We start from the raw sequence: 17,682 nt of genomic DNA on the forward strand, positions 1-17,682 counted from the left end.
TGCCTTGGCAGATATTCGCGCCCGGCATCACCCAAATTCAAAGGGCCAAACCATTACCCTGGCCCGAAGCCACCCGGAGGACACTATGTCGAAGTCGGTTCAACTCATCAAAGATCATGACGTCAAATGGATTGATCTGCGCTTCACGGACACCAAAGGCATTCAGCACCACGTGACCATGCCGGCTCGCGACGCACTGGATGAAGATTTCTTTGAAATCGGCAAAATGTTCGACGGCTCCTCCATTGCTGGCTGGAAAGGCATCGAAGCGTCGGACATGATCCTGATGCCGGACGACAGCACCGCCGTGCTCGACCCGTTCACCGAAGACCCAACCATCATCCTGGTTTGCGACATCATCGAACCTTCGACCATGCAAGGCTATGACCGCGACCCACGCGCCATCGCTCACCGTGCCGAGGAATACCTGAAGTCCACTGGCATTGGCGACACCGTTTTCGTCGGTCCTGAGCCAGAATTCTTCATCTTCGATTCTGTAAAATTCAAATCCGACATTTCCGGCTCCATGTTCAAGATTTACTCTGAACAAGGTTCATGGATGTCCGACCAAGACATCGAAGGCGGCAACAAAGGCCACCGTCCAGGCGTAAAAGGCGGCTACTTCCCAGTACCTCCGTTCGACCACGACCACGAAATCCGTACCTCCATGTGTAATGCAATGGAAGAAATGGGCCTGGTCATCGAAGTTCACCACCACGAAGTGGCGACTGCTGGTCAGAACGAAATCGGCGTTAAATTCAACACGCTGGTGAAAAAGGCTGACGAAGTTCAGACCCTGAAGTACTGCGTACACAACGTCGCTGATGCTTACGGCCGTACCGCTACCTTCATGCCTAAGCCTCTTTATGGCGACAACGGTTCAGGCATGCACGTGCACTTGTCCATCTCCAAAGATGGCAAGAACACCTTCGCTGGCGAAGGTTATGCCGGCCTGTCCGACACCGCTCTGTTCTTCATCGGCGGCATCATCAAGCACGGTAAAGCACTGAACGGCTTCACCAACCCTTCGACCAACTCTTACAAGCGTCTGGTCCCGGGTTTCGAAGCACCGGTCATGTTGGCCTACTCGGCACGTAACCGCTCCGCTTCGATCCGTATTCCTTACGTGTCCAGCCCTAAAGCTCGCCGTATCGAAGCACGCTTCCCGGATCCAGCAGCTAACCCGTATTTGGCGTTCGCTGCCCTGTTGATGGCTGGCCTGGACGGCATCCAGAACAAGATCCACCCTGGCGACGCTGCTGACAAAAACCTGTATGACCTGCCGCCTGAAGAAGCGAAAGAGATCCCACAGGTTTGCGGTAGCTTGAAAGAAGCTCTGGAAGAGTTGGACAAAGGTCGTGCGTTCCTGACCAAAGGCGGCGTATTCAGCGATGACTTCATCGACGCTTACATCGGCCTGAAAAGCGAAGAAGAAATCAAAGTACGTACTTTCGTACACCCACTGGAATACGAGCTGTACTACAGCTGCTAATCCAGTCACGTCAGTTGCATGACGTAACAAGAGGCCTCCTTCGGGAGGCCTTTTTTGTGGCCATCTATTTCCGACATTTCCTGCAAATCAACCAGGCTGGATCACGCTCTGGTTTTTGTCGTTTACTCGACGCGGCCACGGCATTTCGCCCTGCTAGATATGGAAATCATTATGTTCAAGCGACTCCTGCCCGTTCTCGGCCTGCTGACAATCGTCGGCACCGCCCACGCCGAAATGAAACCATCGATAGAATCGAAAATCCTGCTGCAGAGTTCATCTTCCTGGGACGGTACGCCGTACACCGCCTATCCAACCGGCCAACCTGAGTTGACGGTACGCAAAGTCAACATGCCGCCCAATAGCAGTTTCGACTGGCATAAGCACCCAATGCCTGCCGCCGGTTACGTGGTTTCTGGCGAATTGATCGTTGAAGGCCGGGAGGGTGGGAAAAAAGTGACACTCACTGCGGGCCAGGTTTTGCCTGAAATGAACAATATTGTTCACCGTGGCAGCAGCGGCGATCGCCCTACCGAACTCATAGTGTTCTATGCTGGCACCCCCGGCATGCCGATCTCGATAGACGCTGCCCCGTAAGGTCATGCCATTGTCATCGGAGACTGCATGCGTCGAAGCCTTGTCTATCTACTGCTGTTGATTACCATGCCTGCTGTCGCGCAGATTTATAAATACACCGATGCCAATGGCAACCCCGCCTACAGCAGTCAACCGCCCAACGGAACGCCCAGTGAAACGGTGGATTTGCCACCGCTGAACAGCGTCAGCCCTAAACAGCCCGCGGTGCAGAACACCGCGCCCATGTCGCCGCCTCCGCAGAATCAGGCGACGGGCGCCTACAGCGTGCTTGAATTGAACGACCTGCCCACTGAAGAAGCCCTGCGAGCCAATAACGGCACGTTCACCGTGGGCGTTGCGATACAGCCGCACTTACAACCGGGGCATCTGTTGCAATTAATAGTCGATGGTTCGCCTTACGGCCAGGCCACTAACGTCCCACGGCTACAGGTGGTGAATTTGGAGCGCGGCGAGCACAGCCTGGCCGTGCGCGTAATGAGCGGCGATCAGGTTCTGCAGCAAAGCCCAACATTGACGACCACGGTGCAGCGAGTCCATGTCGGTAAACGTTGATTTGCTAAATCGTGAAGCATTGGCGCGACGAGTCTCGATGCGCAGCATGCTGCTGTGGCTGTGGCTATTACTGATCGCCTTCCCCGCAGCGGCTGACGTGTTCACATACACCGACGCGCAAGGCAATCGGGTATTTACCGACCAGCCCCATAAAGGCGCTCAGCGTGTAGACATCCCGCCCAGCAATAACATGACCGCGACTCCGCCCAAATCAGTGGCAAAGAAAAAACCCGCCGCTGTGAAGCCCAGTCCGCTATTCCATTACCAAGTGCTGCGCATTCTAGTGCCGGAACCCGACGCGACTATCCGCAGCATGACAGGGGAGTTGATCGTCAGCGTCAACAACGACCCAGCGCTGCAAGAGCGTCACACGTATCGTTTGCTGGTTGACGGTAAGCCCTTCGCTGAAGCGGGCCGCAGTCCGGTTTTCCCGCTGACCAATATTGACCGTGGCACCCACCAATTGTCCGTCGAGATTCTCGACGAGCTGGGTCGGATCGTGGAGCGCACGGCCAGCCAGGAATTTCATATGTTGCGTATCAGCCTGGCGCAGAAGCGTCAGGCCCAACCCTGCACCGTGGAAGATTACGGCGTGCGCCCGGAATGCCCCATTGCGGACAAGCCGCCGGAGAAAAGCAGCTGGTTGCCGTTCCTGTGAGCAGCAAAACTGGCGACGCTCCGCATTGGTGCAACACTGGACACACTGTTGCGCCGCTTTACCCATTTTGGTTCGCAAATAGGTTCAAATCCTTTGGCTGACGGACCCACTGTCCGAAAAAAGCTCGATTTTGCAGGTTTAACGCTTCTTTTCGGAGCCTTGGTTTGGTTTTTGCAACTTCCAAGTAACTAAGCGCCATTCCCGCACCGTATCGGCAAGCTGTTTAACCTCTGGCGAGGCTCGGCCCGCCCCCGTCAGTGGTTGAAATGTGCCAAAAGAGGTCAACGAAAGTTTATGACTATCAGTGATGCGCTGCACCGGCTGTTACTCGATAACCTTACGACTGCAACCATTCTGCTCAATGCTGACTTGCGTCTTGAGTACATGAATCCAGCAGCTGAAATGCTGCTCGCAATCAGCGGTCAGCGCAGCCATGGTCAATTCATCAGCGAATTGTTCACCGAATCCGTAGAAGCGTTGCACTCCCTGCGTCAGGCCGTTGAGCAAGCCCATCCGTTCACCAAGCGTGAAGCAATGCTTACGGCGCTGACCGGCCAGACCCTGACCGTCGATTACGCCGTCACGCCAATCCTCAGCCAAGGCCACACCATGCTGCTGCTGGAGGTTCATCCCCGTGATCGCTTGTTGCGTATCACCAAGGAAGAAGCCCAGCTGTCCAAGCAAGAAACCACGAAAATGCTGGTTCGCGGCCTGGCCCATGAAATCAAGAATCCCCTCGGCGGAATTCGCGGCGCCGCACAACTGCTGGCACGGGAACTCCCAGAGGAGAGCCTCAAGGATTACACCAACGTCATCATCGAAGAGGCCGATCGCCTGCGCAATCTGGTCGACCGCATGCTGGGTTCGAACAAGCTGCCTTCGCTGGCCATGACCAACGTGCACGAAGTGCTTGAGCGTGTGTGCAGCCTGGTGGAAGCCGAAAGCCAGGGCTGCATTACCTTGGTTCGTGACTATGATCCAAGTATTCCTGACGTATTGATCGACCGTGAACAGATGATTCAGGCCGTGCTCAATATCGTGCGCAACGCCATGCAAGCCATCAGCGGCCAGAACGAGTTGCGTCTGGGCCGAATCAGCCTGCGTACCCGGGCCATGCGTCAATTCACCATCGGCCATGTTCGTCACCGCCTGGTGAGCAAGATCGAAATCATCGACAACGGCCCAGGTATCCCAGCCGATCTGCAAGAAACCATTTTCTTTCCGATGGTCAGCGGCCGGCCAGGTGGCACAGGGCTTGGCTTGGCGATCACCCAGAACATCATTAGTCAGCACCAGGGGCTGATCGAGTGTGATAGCCATCCTGGCCATACCACGTTCTCGATCTTCCTGCCGCTGGAACAAGGAGCAGCGTCGTCATGAGCCGTAGTGAAACTGTCTGGATCGTCGATGACGACCGTTCCATCCGTTGGGTTTTGGAAAAAGCGCTGCAACAAGAAGGCATGACCACCCAAAGCTTCGACAGCGCCGACGGCGTCATGAGCCGCCTGGCCCGTCAGCAACCCGACGTGATCATTTCCGACATCCGCATGCCGGGCGCCAGCGGCCTGGAATTGCTCGCACGGATTCGCGAACAGCACCCGCGCTTGCCAGTGATCATCATGACTGCCCATTCAGATCTGGACAGTGCGGTTGCATCGTATCAAGGCGGGGCGTTTGAGTATCTGCCCAAGCCGTTCGACGTCGATGAGGCTGTGTCGCTGGTCAAGCGCGCTAATCAGCACGCTCAAGAACAGCAAGGCATGGAAGTAGCGCCCGCCCTGACCCGCACCCCGGAAATCATCGGCGAAGCGCCAGCGATGCAGGAAGTGTTTCGCGCTATCGGCCGCCTGAGCCACTCCAACATTACCGTGTTGATCAACGGCGAATCAGGTACCGGTAAAGAGCTGGTCGCCCACGCGCTGCACCGTCACAGTCCTCGTGCGTCGTCGCCGTTCATTGCGTTGAACATGGCGGCCATTCCCAAGGATTTGATGGAGTCCGAGTTGTTCGGCCATGAAAAAGGCGCGTTCACCGGTGCGGCCAACCTGCGTCGCGGCCGCTTCGAACAGGCCGATGGCGGCACATTGTTTCTCGATGAAATTGGCGACATGCCAGCGGATACCCAGACCCGCCTGCTGCGCGTACTGGCGGACGGGGAGTTCTACCGCGTTGGCGGGCACACGCCGGTCAAGGTTGATGTACGAATCATCGCCGCAACCCACCAGAACCTGGAAATACTGGTGCAAGCGGGCAAATTCCGTGAGGACCTGTTCCACCGTCTCAATGTGATTCGGATTCACATCCCACGGATGTCTGACCGCCGCGAAGATATTCCGACACTGGCCAAGCACTTTCTCGCCCGGGCCGCGCAAGAATTGGCGGTTGAACCGAAACTGCTTAAAGCTGAAACCGAGGAATACCTCAAGCACCTGCCATGGCCTGGCAACGTGCGTCAGCTGGAAAACACCTGCCGCTGGATCACCGTTATGGCGTCCGGGCGTGAAGTTCACGTGAGCGACTTGCCGCCAGAGTTGTTGAGCCTGCCCCACGATGCCGCGCCGGTGACCAACTGGGAACACGCGCTGCGCCAATGGGCTGATCAGGCACTGGCACGCGGACAATCGAGCCTGCTGGACAGTGCCGTGCCGACGTTCGAACGAATCATGATTGAAACCGCCCTCAAGCACACCGCCGGTCGCCGCCGCGATGCCGCCGTGTTGTTGGGCTGGGGCCGCAATACCTTGACTCGCAAAATCAAGGAGTTGGGCATGAAAATCGATGGTGACGAAGACGATGGTGACGACGCCTGAGTCAATGATCATGCGCGCCACAATGGTCTGTAGGGGTTAATTGTTGGCGAGGCATTTAATGTCTCGCCAACAAGTTGGCTCCTACAGATTCACTTGCCGTTCGTAAAAGCCCCAGTCACTGATCAGTCGATGGCTTTTCCCACAGGTTAATCCCGCCTTCTACCGCAAAACTGTCGATTTCGGCCAGCTCTTCGGCGGTAAAATTCAGGTTTTTCAGTGCGCCAACGTTTTCAATGATCTGCTCAGGACGGCTGGCACCGATCAATGCTGAAGTGATACGCGGGTCACGCAGGGTCCAGGCCAAGGCCAGTTGCGCGAGGCTTTGGCCCCGGCGTTTGGCAATTTCATTGAGCGCCCGAACGTGAGCAATGTTGCTCTCGGACAAGTGCGAAGCCTGCAATGAACCGCCGCCGGGCTTGTTGACGCGCGCATCCTTGGGAATGCCGTTAAGGTATTTGTCGGTCAACAAGCCTTGAGCCAAGGGAGTAAACGCAATAACCCCCGCGCCAAGGTCATCGGTAGCGTCCAACAGGTCGCGCTCTACCCAACGGTTAAGCAGGTTGTAGGCCGGTTGGTGAATCAACAACGGCACTTTCCACTCTTTGAGCAAAGCAGCCATCTCCCGGGTTTTGGCCCCGGAATATGATGAAATACCGATGTACAACGCCTTGCCCTGCTGCACGGCCGTGGCTAAAGCGCTGGCGGTTTCTTCCAGCGGGGTCAGCGGATCGAATCGGTGTGAATAAAAAATATCGACGTAGTCCAGGCCCATGCGTTGCAAGCTCTGATCGAGACTGGCAAGCACGTATTTACGTGACCCACCGCCTTGGCCGTAAGGGCCAGGCCACATATCCCAGCCCGCTTTGCTGGAGATAATCAGTTCATCGCGGTAATGCTTGAAATCTTCGCGCAGCAGGCGACCGAAGTTGATCTCGGCGCTGCCGTACGGGGGGCCATAGTTGTTGGCCAGGTCGAAGTGGTTGATGCCCAAGTCAAAGGCCGTACGCAGCAATGCACGCTGAGTATCCATTGGCGTGCTGTCGCCAAAGTTGTGCCAAAGGCCCAGCGATAAGGCTGGCAGAACCAGTCCACTACGGCCCACTCGGCGGTACGGAATGGCTTCATAACGGTTTTCGGCAGCGATGTAAGTCATCGAATCCTCTCTCGTAAAGGTGCATGGGGGTGCGACTCGTGTTTCGGAGCTGCGGTTCCCGCTTTTTTATTGGCTGATCCACTTGAGCAGTATCAGACGAGCTGAACGAGCATACTCGCACCGGGTTGGCTTTCAATAGTCCGACTAATACAAGAGAGGTTTGCTCGTAGCGCAAAATCTGTAGGAGCCAACTTGTTGGCGAGGCGGCATACCTGATACACCCCATCAAATCTCTCGCCAACAAGCTGGCTCCCCACAGCCTGCACAGGGGAGTAGCGGTGTTATTTCAAACAATCATCCTTTTGCAGCAAGTTCGCCTGGGACACATTGCATCCCGCTGGAACACTACGAGTCAGCCAGACGTTACCGCCCACCGTCGAACCTTTACCGATGGTGATACGCCCCAAAATGGTCGCCCCGGCATAGATCACCACGTCATCTTCGACAATCGGGTGCCGGGCGTGCCCTTTTTGCAACTGACCGTCTTCGTCTGCGGGGAAGCGTTTCGCGCCCAACGTCACCGCCTGGTAAATCCGTACGCGTTCGCCAATGATCGCGGTTTCGCCGATCACTACACCTGTCCCGTGATCGATGAAGAAACTGCCGCCGATCTGCGCGCCCGGATGTATGTCGATACCGGTAGCCGAGTGGGCAAGTTCGGAACTGATCCGTGCCAATAACGGCAGACCAGCGCGGTACATGTGGTGAGCCAAACGGTGGTGAATAACCGCCAGGATCCCCGGATAGCACAACAACACTTCGTCGACGCTCCGCGCAGCCGGGTCGCCGTGATAAGCCGCCAACACATCCGTGTCGAGCAAGATACGCATTGCCGGGAGCGCTGCGGCGAAATCCTGAATCAACCGGGTTGCCTTACTCTCGACCGCAATGGTGTCTTCGCCATGTTGCCGCGCGACGTAGCGCAACTCCAGACGTGCCTGGGCCAACAATGCGTTAAGCGCGACGTCCAGGGTGTGGCCGACGTAGAAATCTTCGCTTTCCTCGCGCAAATCAACGGGGCCCAAACGCATGGGAAACAACGCCCCGCACAGGGCTTCGAGTATGTCGCGCATGGCAGCGCGGGACGGCAGTTCTCGGCCGCCCTGCTCGCCGCTGACTCGGCCGTTACGCTGACGCCACTCATCGCGCGCTTCGCGCAATTGGCTAACGATTTGCTGCAACTGCCAGTTACCAGCACGGTTGTCGGCGGATGCGTCTGAAATATCGCTCACGCTCATCACTCCTTTTTAGGCCTGAAGCCAGGATGCGCCCACTTTACGGCAAACTTTCGACACGAAAAAATAACAATTTCTGTAGGGCCTTTTGTTTGTCGGGCGTTTTGTACGACATGCCGCACCAAAAGCTAGCTAACGTTCAGCCCGACACGGCGCCCCGCGAACACGTTCGCTCCTACCGATTCTCGGCATGACATGGATATTTCCTACAGGTTTTTGTGTTTGCTGCTCGACAGCGCGGCATCGGAGATGTGGCGGAACCTCCTACGGTTATCTTTGTGTTTGATTAGAGGTATTAGAAAAAGCAGAAACGCACAAATGTTGCAGCCAACCGACGTGACTGCCTATAGTCCATCGACTTACTTGCCGGCCACCCAAACCACCATGATCAAACAACAGCTCGCTCGTTTTAATCGTCTGGAATTACTGGGCGCCCCCACCTCTCTGGAGAAGCTGGAGCGGCTGTCCACATGGGCAGGCCGGGACATTTATGTAAAGCGAGACGACACCACAACGCTGGCACTGGGTGGCAATAAGGTGCGCAAGCTTGAATACCTGGCCGCCGATGCGCTGGCACAGGGCGCCGACACCTTGATCACGGCCGGCGGCCTGCAATCCAACCACGCTCGGCAAACCGCCGCTTTGGCTGCTCGTTTGGGTTTGGGGTGCGTGGTGTTGCTGGAAAATCCCCTGGCCACCCTTGACCCCAACTACCTGGGCAACGGCAATCGGCTGCTGCTAAGCCTGTTCGACGCCAAGGTTGAGTTAGTGGACAACCTGGACAACGCCGACGACCAATTACACGCCTTGGCCTCCCGACTGCGGGCCAGCGGCAAAAAACCGTACTGCATTCCCATCGGTGGCTCGAACGCGTTAGGCGCCTTGGGTTATGTACGGGCCGGACTGGAGCTAGCCGAACAGATCAGAACCACCGGGCTGGATTTCGCCGCAGTCGTCCTCGCTTCGGGCAGCGCTGGCACCCACAGCGGCCTGGCGTTGGGCCTAAGTGACGATCTGCCGAATCTGCCAGTAGTGGGCGTCACCGTTTCCCGCAGCGACGAAGCACAGCGACCGAAGGTTGAAGGGCTGGCGCAAAGCACTGCGGAACTGTTGGGCGTAGATGTTCCAGACAGCTTCAAGGTTGTGTTATGGGACGAGTACTTTGCTCCAGGTTACGGCGCGCCTAACGCCGGAACCTTAGCCGCCATCAAACTGGTCGCCAGTCAGGAAGGCCTGTTGCTTGATCCGGTATACACCGGCAAAGCCATGGCTGGCTTGCTTGATGGCATCGGCCGCCAGCGTTTCGATGAAGGCCCGATCATCTTTTTGCATACGGGTGGTGCGCCTGCGTTGTTCGCTTATCCCGACGTTTTTTTAGAGGCATAACCGGGGGAGGCCAGTTATTCCATTACTGAATATGAAAAGCGTTTTTAAGTATTTAAGCTGATATAGCGACTGGCTTATAGTCGCCTCGCGTAAAGGAAAATAAGGCCGCCTGAAATCGCTGGATAAAGTTTCACGGCCGCAGTAGCTTTCGTTGGGTCTGATTCTTGCCTGACATTCAAATCACAATAAGGGGCTGTTCATGAACATTGCTGCCATCCGCCGCACATTTCTTCTCTCCACACTGGGTCTCGTACTCGGCTCCAGTTTGATCGGGCAAGCCGTCGCTGGCGACCAACTGCAAAAAATCAAAAGCAGCGGCACGATCAACGTCGGCCTGGAAGGCACTTACCCACCGTTCAGCTTTGTCGCCGAAGACGGCAAGCTCGCCGGCTTCGAAGTTGAATTCTCCGAAGCACTGGCCAAAGAATTGGGCGTGACCGCCAAGCTGCAACCGACCAAGTGGGACGGTATCCTCGCCGCGCTGGAATCCAAGCGTCTCGACGTGGTGATCAACCAAGTGACCATCTCCGAAGAGCGTAAGAAGAAGTACGATTTTTCCGAGCCCTACACCATTTCCGGGATTCAGGCGCTGACTCAGAAGAAAGACGCAGGTAAGTACCTGACACCTGAGTCGTTGTCGGGCCACAAGGTCGGCGTTGGCCTGGGTACGAATTACGAGCAGTGGCTGAAAGAAAACGTACCTGGCGCCGTGGTCAAAACCTACGACGATGACCCAACCAAATTCCAGGACTTGATGGCCGGTCGTACCGATGCAATTCTCGTCGACCGTCTTGCCGCGCTGGAAATGGTCAAGAAAACCAATGACAAGCTCGCTGCTTCCGGCACGGCATTCTCGCGTCAGGAATCCGGTATCGCGATCCGCAAGGGCGAGCCTGAGCTGGTGGCGGCCATCAACACCGCCATCGACAAACTGCGCGCCGACGGCACGCTGGCCAAGTTGTCACAGAAGTATTTTGGCTCTGACGTGACCAAATGATTGAAGAGAGTCTAAAGCTAGCGCTGGACTCCGCGCCCTTCTTGCTGAAGGGCGCGTATTACACCGTCATTCTCAGCTTGGGTGGCATGTTCTTTGGCTTGCTGCTGGGTTTCGGCCTGGCACTGATGCGTTTGTCGCGCCTCCAGGTGGTCAGCGGTATTGCGCGGGTATACGTGTCGTTTTTTCGTGGTACGCCATTACTCGTTCAGTTGTTCGTAATTTATTACGGCTTGCCGCAAATGGGTCTCGAACTGGATCCGCTGCCCGCCGCGCTGATTGGTTTTTCACTGAACATGGCCGCCTATGCATGCGAGATCCTACGTGCCGCCATCGGCGCAGTGGATCGTGGGCAGTGGGAGGCGGCAGCGAGTATTGGCATGACCCGTGCGCAAGCCATGCGCCGGGCGATCCTGCCACAAGCCGCGCGCACAGCGCTGCCACCGCTGGGCAACAGCTTCATTTCGCTGGTTAAAGACACCGCGCTGGCTGCGACCATCCAAGTGCCTGAGCTGTTTCGGCAGGCACAATTGATTACGGCGCGTACCTTCGAAATTTTCACCATGTACTTGGCCGCCGCACTGATCTACTGGATTCTCGCCAGCATGCTTGCGCACCTGCAAAACCGACTGGAAGCGAGGGTCAACCGACATGATCAGGAGTCTTGAAGCATGATCGTGGTTGAAAAACTGACCAAGCAATTCAAGGGGCAAATGGTGCTCAAGGGCATCGACCTGCGCATTAATGCCGGTGAAGTTGTGGCCATTATTGGTCCCAGCGGATCGGGCAAAACCACCCTGTTGCGTTGCCTGAATTTCCTGGAAGAGCCCAGCAGCGGCAGCATTGAGGTAGGCGACATCAAGATCGACGGCAGCAAACCGTTGACTCAGCAAGCGGGGCTGATTCGGCAGCTGCGGCAGCATGTGGGTTTTGTGTTTCAAAATTTCAACCTGTTCCCCCACCGCACCGCGCTGGAGAACGTCATCGAAGGGCCGTTGGTGGTCAAGAAGATGCCAAAGGAACAAGCCATCAAACTCGGTCTGGCTCTACTCGCCAAGGTCGGGCTTGCTGGCAAGGAAGATTCGTACCCACGGCGGTTGTCCGGAGGGCAACAGCAACGGGTGGCCATTGCCCGCGCGCTGGCCATGGAACCTGAAGTCATCCTGTTCGATGAACCCACGTCTGCGCTGGACCCGGAATTAGTCGGCGAAGTACTGGCCACCATACGCGCCCTGGCCGAAGAAAAACGCACCATGGTCATCGTCACTCACGAAATGAGTTTTGCCAGGGACGTGGCCAACCGGGTGATCTTCATCGACAAGGGCGTGATTGTTGAACAGGGTGAAGCCAAGGCATTGTTTGCCAACCCTCGGGAGGAGAGGACGAAGCAATTTTTGGAGCGGAGTCGGAATTAAGGGTGGCTTGGGGGTTAGTTTCTTAGCGAATTTGATTGTGGTGAGAAGTCGAGCAACGATTATCTGACCCAGCAAGCGTTAAAGGTTCAAACTGCAAAACAGGCCGTCGTCTATGTCGTCCTGCGCAAAGGTACGGAAAAGGTGGGTTTCTACACGTTATCTAACGGGGCTGGGCAAATACGCAGGATTCCTTCCTTGCCCCGCCATTTCTCCGATTACGATGATGCTGCCCCTGGTTTAGAGCGACAAAGGGCTGTGTCTGTGACATCGCGTTGACTCCTTCGCGAACAAGTTCGCTCCCACCGAAATCTCCCACCGGGATCTTCGATCACCACAGATTCAACGCCAGACCAAACGCCCCAAGTAGGACCCCGCGCGTACTTTCAAGTGGCCGTCTAACCTCTTCAACGTAGGACCATTCTGATTCCTCCGCCCCCTCTGCTTGTTGGGCATCCCCCTTCTTGACACCCCTTTGCATTCCCTCTTAGCTAGCCCCAGCGACCTACCAACCCTTCGTTTACAAGGACTATCGCGTGGCGTACTTCATCGACCGCGGATAACAAGGAGTTCGAACATGGACAGTGCGACCCCAACCTCCAATAACCTCACGCTGCTTGCGCCTTCGTTACCGCAAGCCAATAGGTTTGGCATCGGCGCCAACGCCGCGACGCATTTGATGGTCACTATCACGCCCTACGCAGCGATGGACGAAGGTGACTTGATTACGTTGTTCTGGGACAACTGCTACGTCGCTTCGAAGCAGCTGACACTGGATGACATCGGCCAACCGCTGACGTTGCGTGTACCGGAAAGTTTTGTGCAAAGTGGAACCATCAGGACGTGGTATCAGGTGCAGAAAGTCGGCAGCAGGCCAGCGACGTCGCCCAGAAGAAAAGTGCTGATCAAGCTCGATTGCCCTGGAGGCGGTTTAGCCCCCACGGCGACGGACGAAAATCAACGACTGGCGCCCCTCGCACTGCCCGACATGCCGTCGCACCAGCGCTTGACTGCCAAACAGCTGAAGGCGGGCGTCGCTCTGACCATTGAGGCCTATGAAAACATGGCCGCCAAAGATGAAATCACCTTGCGCTGGGGTGATGTACGGATGGACCTGCCGCCAATCAATGCACGGGATGTCGGCAAGCCCATTACCTTGAAAGTGCCGGCGGAGGTGATTAGGGAAGCCGGTGAAGATTCATCTTTGGAGATCACTTATTGCGTTATCGACCGGGTCGGCAATAACTCACGTTGGGCGCCTATCCGAGCACTGAGCGTTCCGTCGACCGCCTGACCACGGTCGCTTCTATTGTTATTCCAAAAAGAACGTTTATTAAATTTTTATACACGCTTAGGGTATATAGACCGGACCACCGGACCACCGCCAGTTTTTTTCGCCGCTTCCCGTTTGGGGCAGCGGTTAATGTCGAGGTTTGGAATGGTCATCTTCACCATCACCCCCGTGTACAACGCCGAAACATTGCGCGCAGCCTTGGAGTTGCGCTGATGTCCGATCTGGCGACTGCACCCCTCAATCACCCATTGGACACTGCCCCGCTGCTGCTGCCGGCGAAAGTGTTGAGTAGCGACGCCGAGGCTATCGCTGCTGCCCATGATCTGGCCGAGCTCGCTCGCCACCACGCGGCGCAACGTGATCGTCAGCGCAAGCTGCCGTGGGCGGAAATCGAACACTTTACGCGCAATGGTCTGGGCAGTATTTCAGTGCCAAGGAGTTATGGCGGCCCTCAGGTTTCGTTCGTTACCGTGGCCGAAGTGTTCAAGATCATTTCCGCCGCCGACCCTGCACTGGGACAAATTCCGCAGAACCAGTTCGGCATCCTCAATTCATTGATTGGCAGCGCCAGCGAGGAGCAGAAAAAAGAGCTGTTTCAAAGCGTGCTGGATGGCTGGCGCATCGGCAACGCAGGACCCGAGCGCGGTACCAAAAATACCCTGGACCTCAAAGCCCGGATTGTTGCCGATGGCGACGGCTTTGTGCTCAATGGCCAGAAGTTTTACTCCACCGGGGCGCTGTTCGCCCATTGGGTGGCAGTTAAAGCATTGAACGAACAAGGCCAACAGGTGCTGGCCTTCGTCCAACGCGGCGCGCCGGGACTCAGCATCGTTGATGATTGGTCAGGCTTTGGTCAGCGCACCACCGCCAGCGGTACGGTGCTGCTGCAAAACGTACGCGTAGAAGCCGAACACGTCATCGACAACTGGCGCCTGGCCTTGATTCCGAATATCCAGGGCGCGGTATCCCAGTTGATTCAGGCGGCTATTGATGCAGGCATCGCTCGCGAAGCCATCGACGACAGCATCGCCTTTGTCCGCGAGCGCTCGCGGCCGTGGATCGAGGCCAATGTCGAACGCGCCAGCGATGACCTGTACGTGATCGCCGAGATTGGAAAATTGAAACTCGAACTCCACGCCGCCGAAGCGCTGCTGCGCAAGGCCGGGCAAGTACTGGATGAAATCAGCGCCGTGCCCATCGACGAACAATCGGCCGCCCGCGCCTCAATCGTGGTCGCGGAAGCCAAAGTGCTGACCACCGAAATCGCCCTCCTTGCCAGTGAAAAGCTCTTCGAACTGGCCGGCAGCCGCGCCACGTTGGCTGAGTTCAACCTCGACCGCCATTGGCGTAACGCCCGGGTGCATACCCTGCACGATCCGGTGCGCTGGAAGTACCACGCCGTGGGCAATTACCACCTCAATGGCGCATTGCCCGCTCGGCATTCCTGGATCTGACCAGACCACTGGAGACACACATGACTTCTTTTTCCTCCCGGCGCACTCCGGTGCCAGTGATCAACAGCGACGCCCAAGCCCTGCACGTGGCCGGCGAGCTGGCCAAACAGTTTAAACGCGACAGCGCCCTACGTGACCGCGAGCGACGCTTGCCCCTTGCCGAACTCGATCTGTTTTCCAACTCAGGTTTATGGGGTATCAGCGTGCCGGCAGCCTTTGGCGGTGGCGGAGTGTCCAACGTCACGCTGGCCAAGGTCACTCAGATAATTTCTCAAGCCGACGCCTCCCTCGGGCAAATCCCACAAAACCATTTTTATGCCCTTGAAGTACTGCGCGTGAACGGCAGCCCCGAGCAGCAAGGGCGGCTTTACGCAGAAGCCCTGGCCGGCGCGCGATTCGGCAATGCGCTGGCCGAGCTGGGCACTAAAACGGCCCATGACCGTACGACGCGCTTGAGCCGCGACGCCGACGGTTACCGCATCAACGGCCGCAAGTTTTACTCAACCGGCGCGTTGTATGCGCAGCGTATCCCAACCTCGGTAATCGATGAGCAAGGTGTACAGCAACTGGCGTTTGTCGCCCGTGACAGCGCCGGATTAACCGTAATCGACGACTGGAGTGGCTTTGGCCAGCGCACCACCGGCAGCGGCTCTGTAGTGTTTGAAAACGTGTTCGTCAGCGCCGACGACGTGGTGCCGTTTCAAACGGCTTTCGAACGTCCAACCACCGTCGGCCCCCTGGCGCAGATACTCCACGCGGCTATCGACACCGGCATCGCCCGTGCGGCGTATGAAGATGCGCTGCACTTCGTGCGCACGCGTACTCGAGCGTGGATTGACTCCGGTATCGACAAGGCTGTGGATGATCCATTGACCCTGCACAGTTTCGGCAAGCTCGGGATTCGCCTGCATGCGGCTGAAGCATTGCTGGAGCGCTCGGGTGAGTTCCTCGACCGCGCTCAGGCGGATAGCAGCGCCGCAAATGTTGCCGCCGCTTCCATTGCGGTGGCCGAAGCGCGGGCCATCAGCACAGAAATTGCTCTCGCTGCGGGCAGCACCTTGTTCGAATTGGCTGGCAGCCAAGCGACGTTGGCCGAGCACGGTCTCGACCGTCATTGGCGCAACGCCCGGGTGCATACGCTGCACGACCCCGTGCGCTGGAAATACCACGCCATCGGCAATTACTACCTCAATCAAGAAAATCCGCCACTGCGGGGGACAATCTGATGGCGAAGAAAAAAATTCTGCTGAACGCGTTCAACATGAACTGCATTGGCCATATCAACCACGGCCTGTGGACCCATCCACGGGATAACTCTACCGAATACAAGACCCTCGAATATTGGACCGAGTTGGCGCAATTGCTGGAGCGCGGTTTGTTCGATGGATTGTTTATTGCCGATATCGTCGGCGTGTACGACGTTTACCAACACTCCATCGACGTGCCGCTGAAAGAGTCGATCCAGTTGCCGGTGAATGACCCGTTGTTGCTGGTCTCGGCCATGGCAGCCGTCACGAAAAACCTTGGCTTTGGCCTGACCGCCAACCTGACCTACGAGGCGCCGTATTTGTTCGCCCGACGCATGTCGACCCTCGATCACCTGAGCCGTGGTCGAGTCGGCTGGAACATCGTCACCGGCTATCTCGACAGTGCAGCCAAGGCCATGGGGCTTACTGAGCAGATCGAACATGACCGCCGTTACGATCAGGCCGACGAGTACCTGGAGGTGCTTTACAAGCTGTGGGAAGGCAGCTGGGAAGACGATGCGGTGATCAATGATCGCCAGCAACGGGTCTACGCGCAGCCGGGCAAAGTACATAAAGTCGAGCACAAGGGCGACTTCTATCAGGTGGAGGGTTATCACCTGTGCGAGCCGTCGATTCAGCGCACGCCGGTGTTGTTTCAGGCAGGGACCTCTGATCGCGGTCTGCAATTTGGCGGGCGGCACGCCGAGTGCGTGTTCATCAGCGGCCAGAATAAAACCGCGACCCGGGAGCAAGTCGACAAAGTTCGTGCAAGCGCTGTGGCTGCGGGTCGTAAGCCGGACGATGTGCGGATTTTCATGGGGCTGAACGTGATCGTCGCTGCCACTGAGGAACTGGCCCGCGCCAAGCACCGCGAATATCAGGAACACGCCAGTGCCGAAGCCGGGGTTGCCCATTTTGCCGCTTCGACCGGGATCGATTTTGCTGAGTACGAATTGGATCAGCCTATTCAGTACGTAAAGAGCAACGCGATTCAGTCCGCCACCAAAAACCTGAAAACCAATGATTGGACGCGCCGTCGATTGCTCGATCAACACGCCTTGGGCGGGCGCTATATCACGCTCATCGGCTCGCCTGAGCAGGTGGCGGATGAGCTGGAATCCTGGATCGCCGAAACCGGCCTCGATGGCTTCAACCTGACGCGCATTGTGACCCCGGAAAGCTATGTCGATTTCATCGATTTAGTCATCCCGGAGCTGCAACGCCGCGGTTCTTACAAGACGGCTTATGACACCGGCAGCTTGAGGGAAAAGTTGTTTCATGAGGGTGGCGCGCGGCTACCGATACAACACATTGGCGCAAGTTACCGTCGTCCTCTGTAGGCGCCGCCGGACGCTGCGATGGAGCGCGAAGCGGCCGTAAGATCGTCCGCGACCCCGCCTA

Annotated in this window: 16 protein-coding genes; 14 read left to right on the plus strand and 2 right to left on the minus strand. The window is 57.0% G+C overall.

All coding sequences use genetic code 11. The features are described 5' to 3' along the window. Nucleotides 1-85 precede the first annotated feature (85 nt). From glnA to ntrC, 6 genes are all read left to right on the plus strand, one after another. The gene (gene glnA, locus JWR17_RS21805) at nucleotides 86-1,492 is read left to right on the plus strand and encodes a glutamate--ammonia ligase (protein ID WP_299834790.1); all 1,407 of its coding nucleotides are present in this window, start codon (nucleotides 86-88) and stop codon (nucleotides 1,490-1,492) included. A 171-nt stretch (nucleotides 1,493-1,663) separates the two neighbouring features. Further along, the gene (locus JWR17_RS21810) at nucleotides 1,664-2,086 is read left to right on the plus strand and encodes a cupin domain-containing protein (protein ID WP_299834724.1); all 423 of its coding nucleotides are present in this window, start codon (nucleotides 1,664-1,666) and stop codon (nucleotides 2,084-2,086) included. Nucleotides 2,087-2,113: 27 nt separating this feature from the next. Next, the gene (locus tag JWR17_RS21815; protein WP_299834726.1) at nucleotides 2,114-2,638 is read left to right on the plus strand and encodes a DUF4124 domain-containing protein; all 525 of its coding nucleotides are present in this window, start codon (nucleotides 2,114-2,116) and stop codon (nucleotides 2,636-2,638) included. Between the two features lie 37 nt (nucleotides 2,639-2,675). Next, nucleotides 2,676-3,296, plus strand: a complete 621-nt coding sequence (locus tag JWR17_RS21820) for a DUF4124 domain-containing protein (protein ID WP_299834791.1) — start codon at nucleotides 2,676-2,678, stop codon at nucleotides 3,294-3,296. A gap of 294 nt (nucleotides 3,297-3,590) precedes the next feature. After that, on the plus strand, nucleotides 3,591-4,676 hold the full coding sequence (gene glnL, locus JWR17_RS21825) for a nitrogen regulation protein NR(II) (protein WP_299834728.1): 1,086 nt from the start codon (nucleotides 3,591-3,593) through the stop codon (nucleotides 4,674-4,676). Next, the gene (ntrC, locus tag JWR17_RS21830) at nucleotides 4,673-6,106 is read left to right on the plus strand and encodes a nitrogen regulation protein NR(I) (protein ID WP_299834730.1); all 1,434 of its coding nucleotides are present in this window, start codon (nucleotides 4,673-4,675) and stop codon (nucleotides 6,104-6,106) included. The genes glnL and ntrC overlap by 4 nt, the downstream gene beginning before the upstream one ends. 115 nt (nucleotides 6,107-6,221) lie before the next feature. Here the strand turns inward: ntrC and mgrA are convergent, their stop codons facing one another. Both mgrA and epsC read right to left on the minus strand, forming a co-directional pair. After that, nucleotides 6,222-7,259, minus strand: a complete 1,038-nt coding sequence (mgrA, locus tag JWR17_RS21835) for an L-glyceraldehyde 3-phosphate reductase (RefSeq protein WP_299834731.1) — start codon at nucleotides 7,257-7,259, stop codon at nucleotides 6,222-6,224. A 281-nt stretch (nucleotides 7,260-7,540) separates the two neighbouring features. Continuing rightward, the gene (gene epsC / locus JWR17_RS21840) at nucleotides 7,541-8,491 is read right to left on the minus strand and encodes a serine O-acetyltransferase EpsC (protein WP_299834733.1); all 951 of its coding nucleotides are present in this window, start codon (nucleotides 8,489-8,491) and stop codon (nucleotides 7,541-7,543) included. A gap of 387 nt (nucleotides 8,492-8,878) precedes the next feature. On the opposite strand from epsC, the gene JWR17_RS21845 reads away from it, so the two are divergent. From JWR17_RS21845 to JWR17_RS21880, 8 genes are all read left to right on the plus strand, one after another. Next, nucleotides 8,879-9,880 carry a D-cysteine desulfhydrase gene (locus JWR17_RS21845; protein WP_299834793.1) on the plus strand — a complete coding sequence of 334 codons (1,002 nt, stop codon included), beginning with the start codon at nucleotides 8,879-8,881 and terminating at the stop codon, nucleotides 9,878-9,880. A 199-nt stretch (nucleotides 9,881-10,079) separates the two neighbouring features. Beyond that, nucleotides 10,080-10,877, plus strand: a complete 798-nt coding sequence (gene tcyJ / locus JWR17_RS21850) for a cystine ABC transporter substrate-binding protein (protein ID WP_299834735.1) — start codon at nucleotides 10,080-10,082, stop codon at nucleotides 10,875-10,877. Beyond that, on the plus strand, nucleotides 10,877-11,542 hold the full coding sequence (tcyL, locus tag JWR17_RS21855) for a cystine ABC transporter permease (RefSeq protein WP_299834794.1): 666 nt from the start codon (nucleotides 10,877-10,879) through the stop codon (nucleotides 11,540-11,542). The genes tcyJ and tcyL overlap by 1 nt, the downstream gene beginning before the upstream one ends. A 3-nt stretch (nucleotides 11,543-11,545) precedes the next feature. Continuing rightward, a complete protein-coding gene (gene tcyN, locus JWR17_RS21860; protein ID WP_299834737.1) occupies nucleotides 11,546-12,289 on the plus strand; it encodes an L-cystine ABC transporter ATP-binding protein TcyN in 744 nt (247 codons plus the stop codon). 574 nt (nucleotides 12,290-12,863) lie between these two features. Next, nucleotides 12,864-13,580, plus strand: a complete 717-nt coding sequence (locus JWR17_RS21865; protein ID WP_299834738.1) for a hypothetical protein — start codon at nucleotides 12,864-12,866, stop codon at nucleotides 13,578-13,580. A 212-nt stretch (nucleotides 13,581-13,792) separates the two neighbouring features. Then, nucleotides 13,793-15,034, plus strand: coding sequence for an SfnB family sulfur acquisition oxidoreductase (locus JWR17_RS21870; RefSeq protein WP_299834740.1), 1,242 nt, complete (start codon nucleotides 13,793-13,795; stop codon nucleotides 15,032-15,034). A gap of 20 nt (nucleotides 15,035-15,054) precedes the next feature. Continuing rightward, on the plus strand, nucleotides 15,055-16,260 hold the full coding sequence (locus JWR17_RS21875) for an SfnB family sulfur acquisition oxidoreductase (protein ID WP_299834742.1): 1,206 nt from the start codon (nucleotides 15,055-15,057) through the stop codon (nucleotides 16,258-16,260). Then, complete coding sequence (locus JWR17_RS21880) at nucleotides 16,260-17,621, plus strand: LLM class flavin-dependent oxidoreductase (RefSeq protein ID WP_299834744.1); 1,362 nt, start codon at nucleotides 16,260-16,262, stop codon at nucleotides 17,619-17,621. Before JWR17_RS21875 ends, JWR17_RS21880 begins: the two co-directional genes overlap by 1 nt. Nucleotides 17,622-17,682 lie beyond the last annotated feature (61 nt).

The sequence above is a fragment of the Pseudomonas sp. genome (genome assembly GCF_028293835.1).
Taxonomy (GTDB): Bacteria; Pseudomonadota; Gammaproteobacteria; order Pseudomonadales; family Pseudomonadaceae; genus Aquipseudomonas.

Coding starts and splice junctions, on each gene's coding strand:
- glnA (WP_299834790.1), top strand. CDS start 86: ATGTCGAAGTCGGTTCAACTCATCAAAGATCATGACGTCAAATGGATT.
- JWR17_RS21810 (WP_299834724.1), top strand. CDS start 1,664: ATGTTCAAGCGACTCCTGCCCGTTCTCGGCCTGCTGACAATCGTCGGC.
- JWR17_RS21815 (WP_299834726.1), top strand. CDS start 2,114: ATGCGTCGAAGCCTTGTCTATCTACTGCTGTTGATTACCATGCCTGCT.
- JWR17_RS21820 (WP_299834791.1), top strand. CDS start 2,676: ATGCGCAGCATGCTGCTGTGGCTGTGGCTATTACTGATCGCCTTCCCC.
- glnL (WP_299834728.1), top strand. CDS start 3,591: ATGACTATCAGTGATGCGCTGCACCGGCTGTTACTCGATAACCTTACG.
- ntrC (WP_299834730.1), top strand. CDS start 4,673: ATGAGCCGTAGTGAAACTGTCTGGATCGTCGATGACGACCGTTCCATC.
- mgrA (WP_299834731.1), bottom strand. CDS start 7,259: ATGACTTACATCGCTGCCGAAAACCGTTATGAAGCCATTCCGTACCGC.
- JWR17_RS21845 (WP_299834793.1), top strand. CDS start 8,879: ATGATCAAACAACAGCTCGCTCGTTTTAATCGTCTGGAATTACTGGGC.
- tcyJ (WP_299834735.1), top strand. CDS start 10,080: ATGAACATTGCTGCCATCCGCCGCACATTTCTTCTCTCCACACTGGGT.
- tcyN (WP_299834737.1), top strand. CDS start 11,546: ATGATCGTGGTTGAAAAACTGACCAAGCAATTCAAGGGGCAAATGGTG.
- JWR17_RS21865 (WP_299834738.1), top strand. CDS start 12,864: ATGGACAGTGCGACCCCAACCTCCAATAACCTCACGCTGCTTGCGCCT.
- JWR17_RS21870 (WP_299834740.1), top strand. CDS start 13,793: ATGTCCGATCTGGCGACTGCACCCCTCAATCACCCATTGGACACTGCC.
- JWR17_RS21875 (WP_299834742.1), top strand. CDS start 15,055: ATGACTTCTTTTTCCTCCCGGCGCACTCCGGTGCCAGTGATCAACAGC.
- JWR17_RS21880 (WP_299834744.1), top strand. CDS start 16,260: ATGGCGAAGAAAAAAATTCTGCTGAACGCGTTCAACATGAACTGCATT.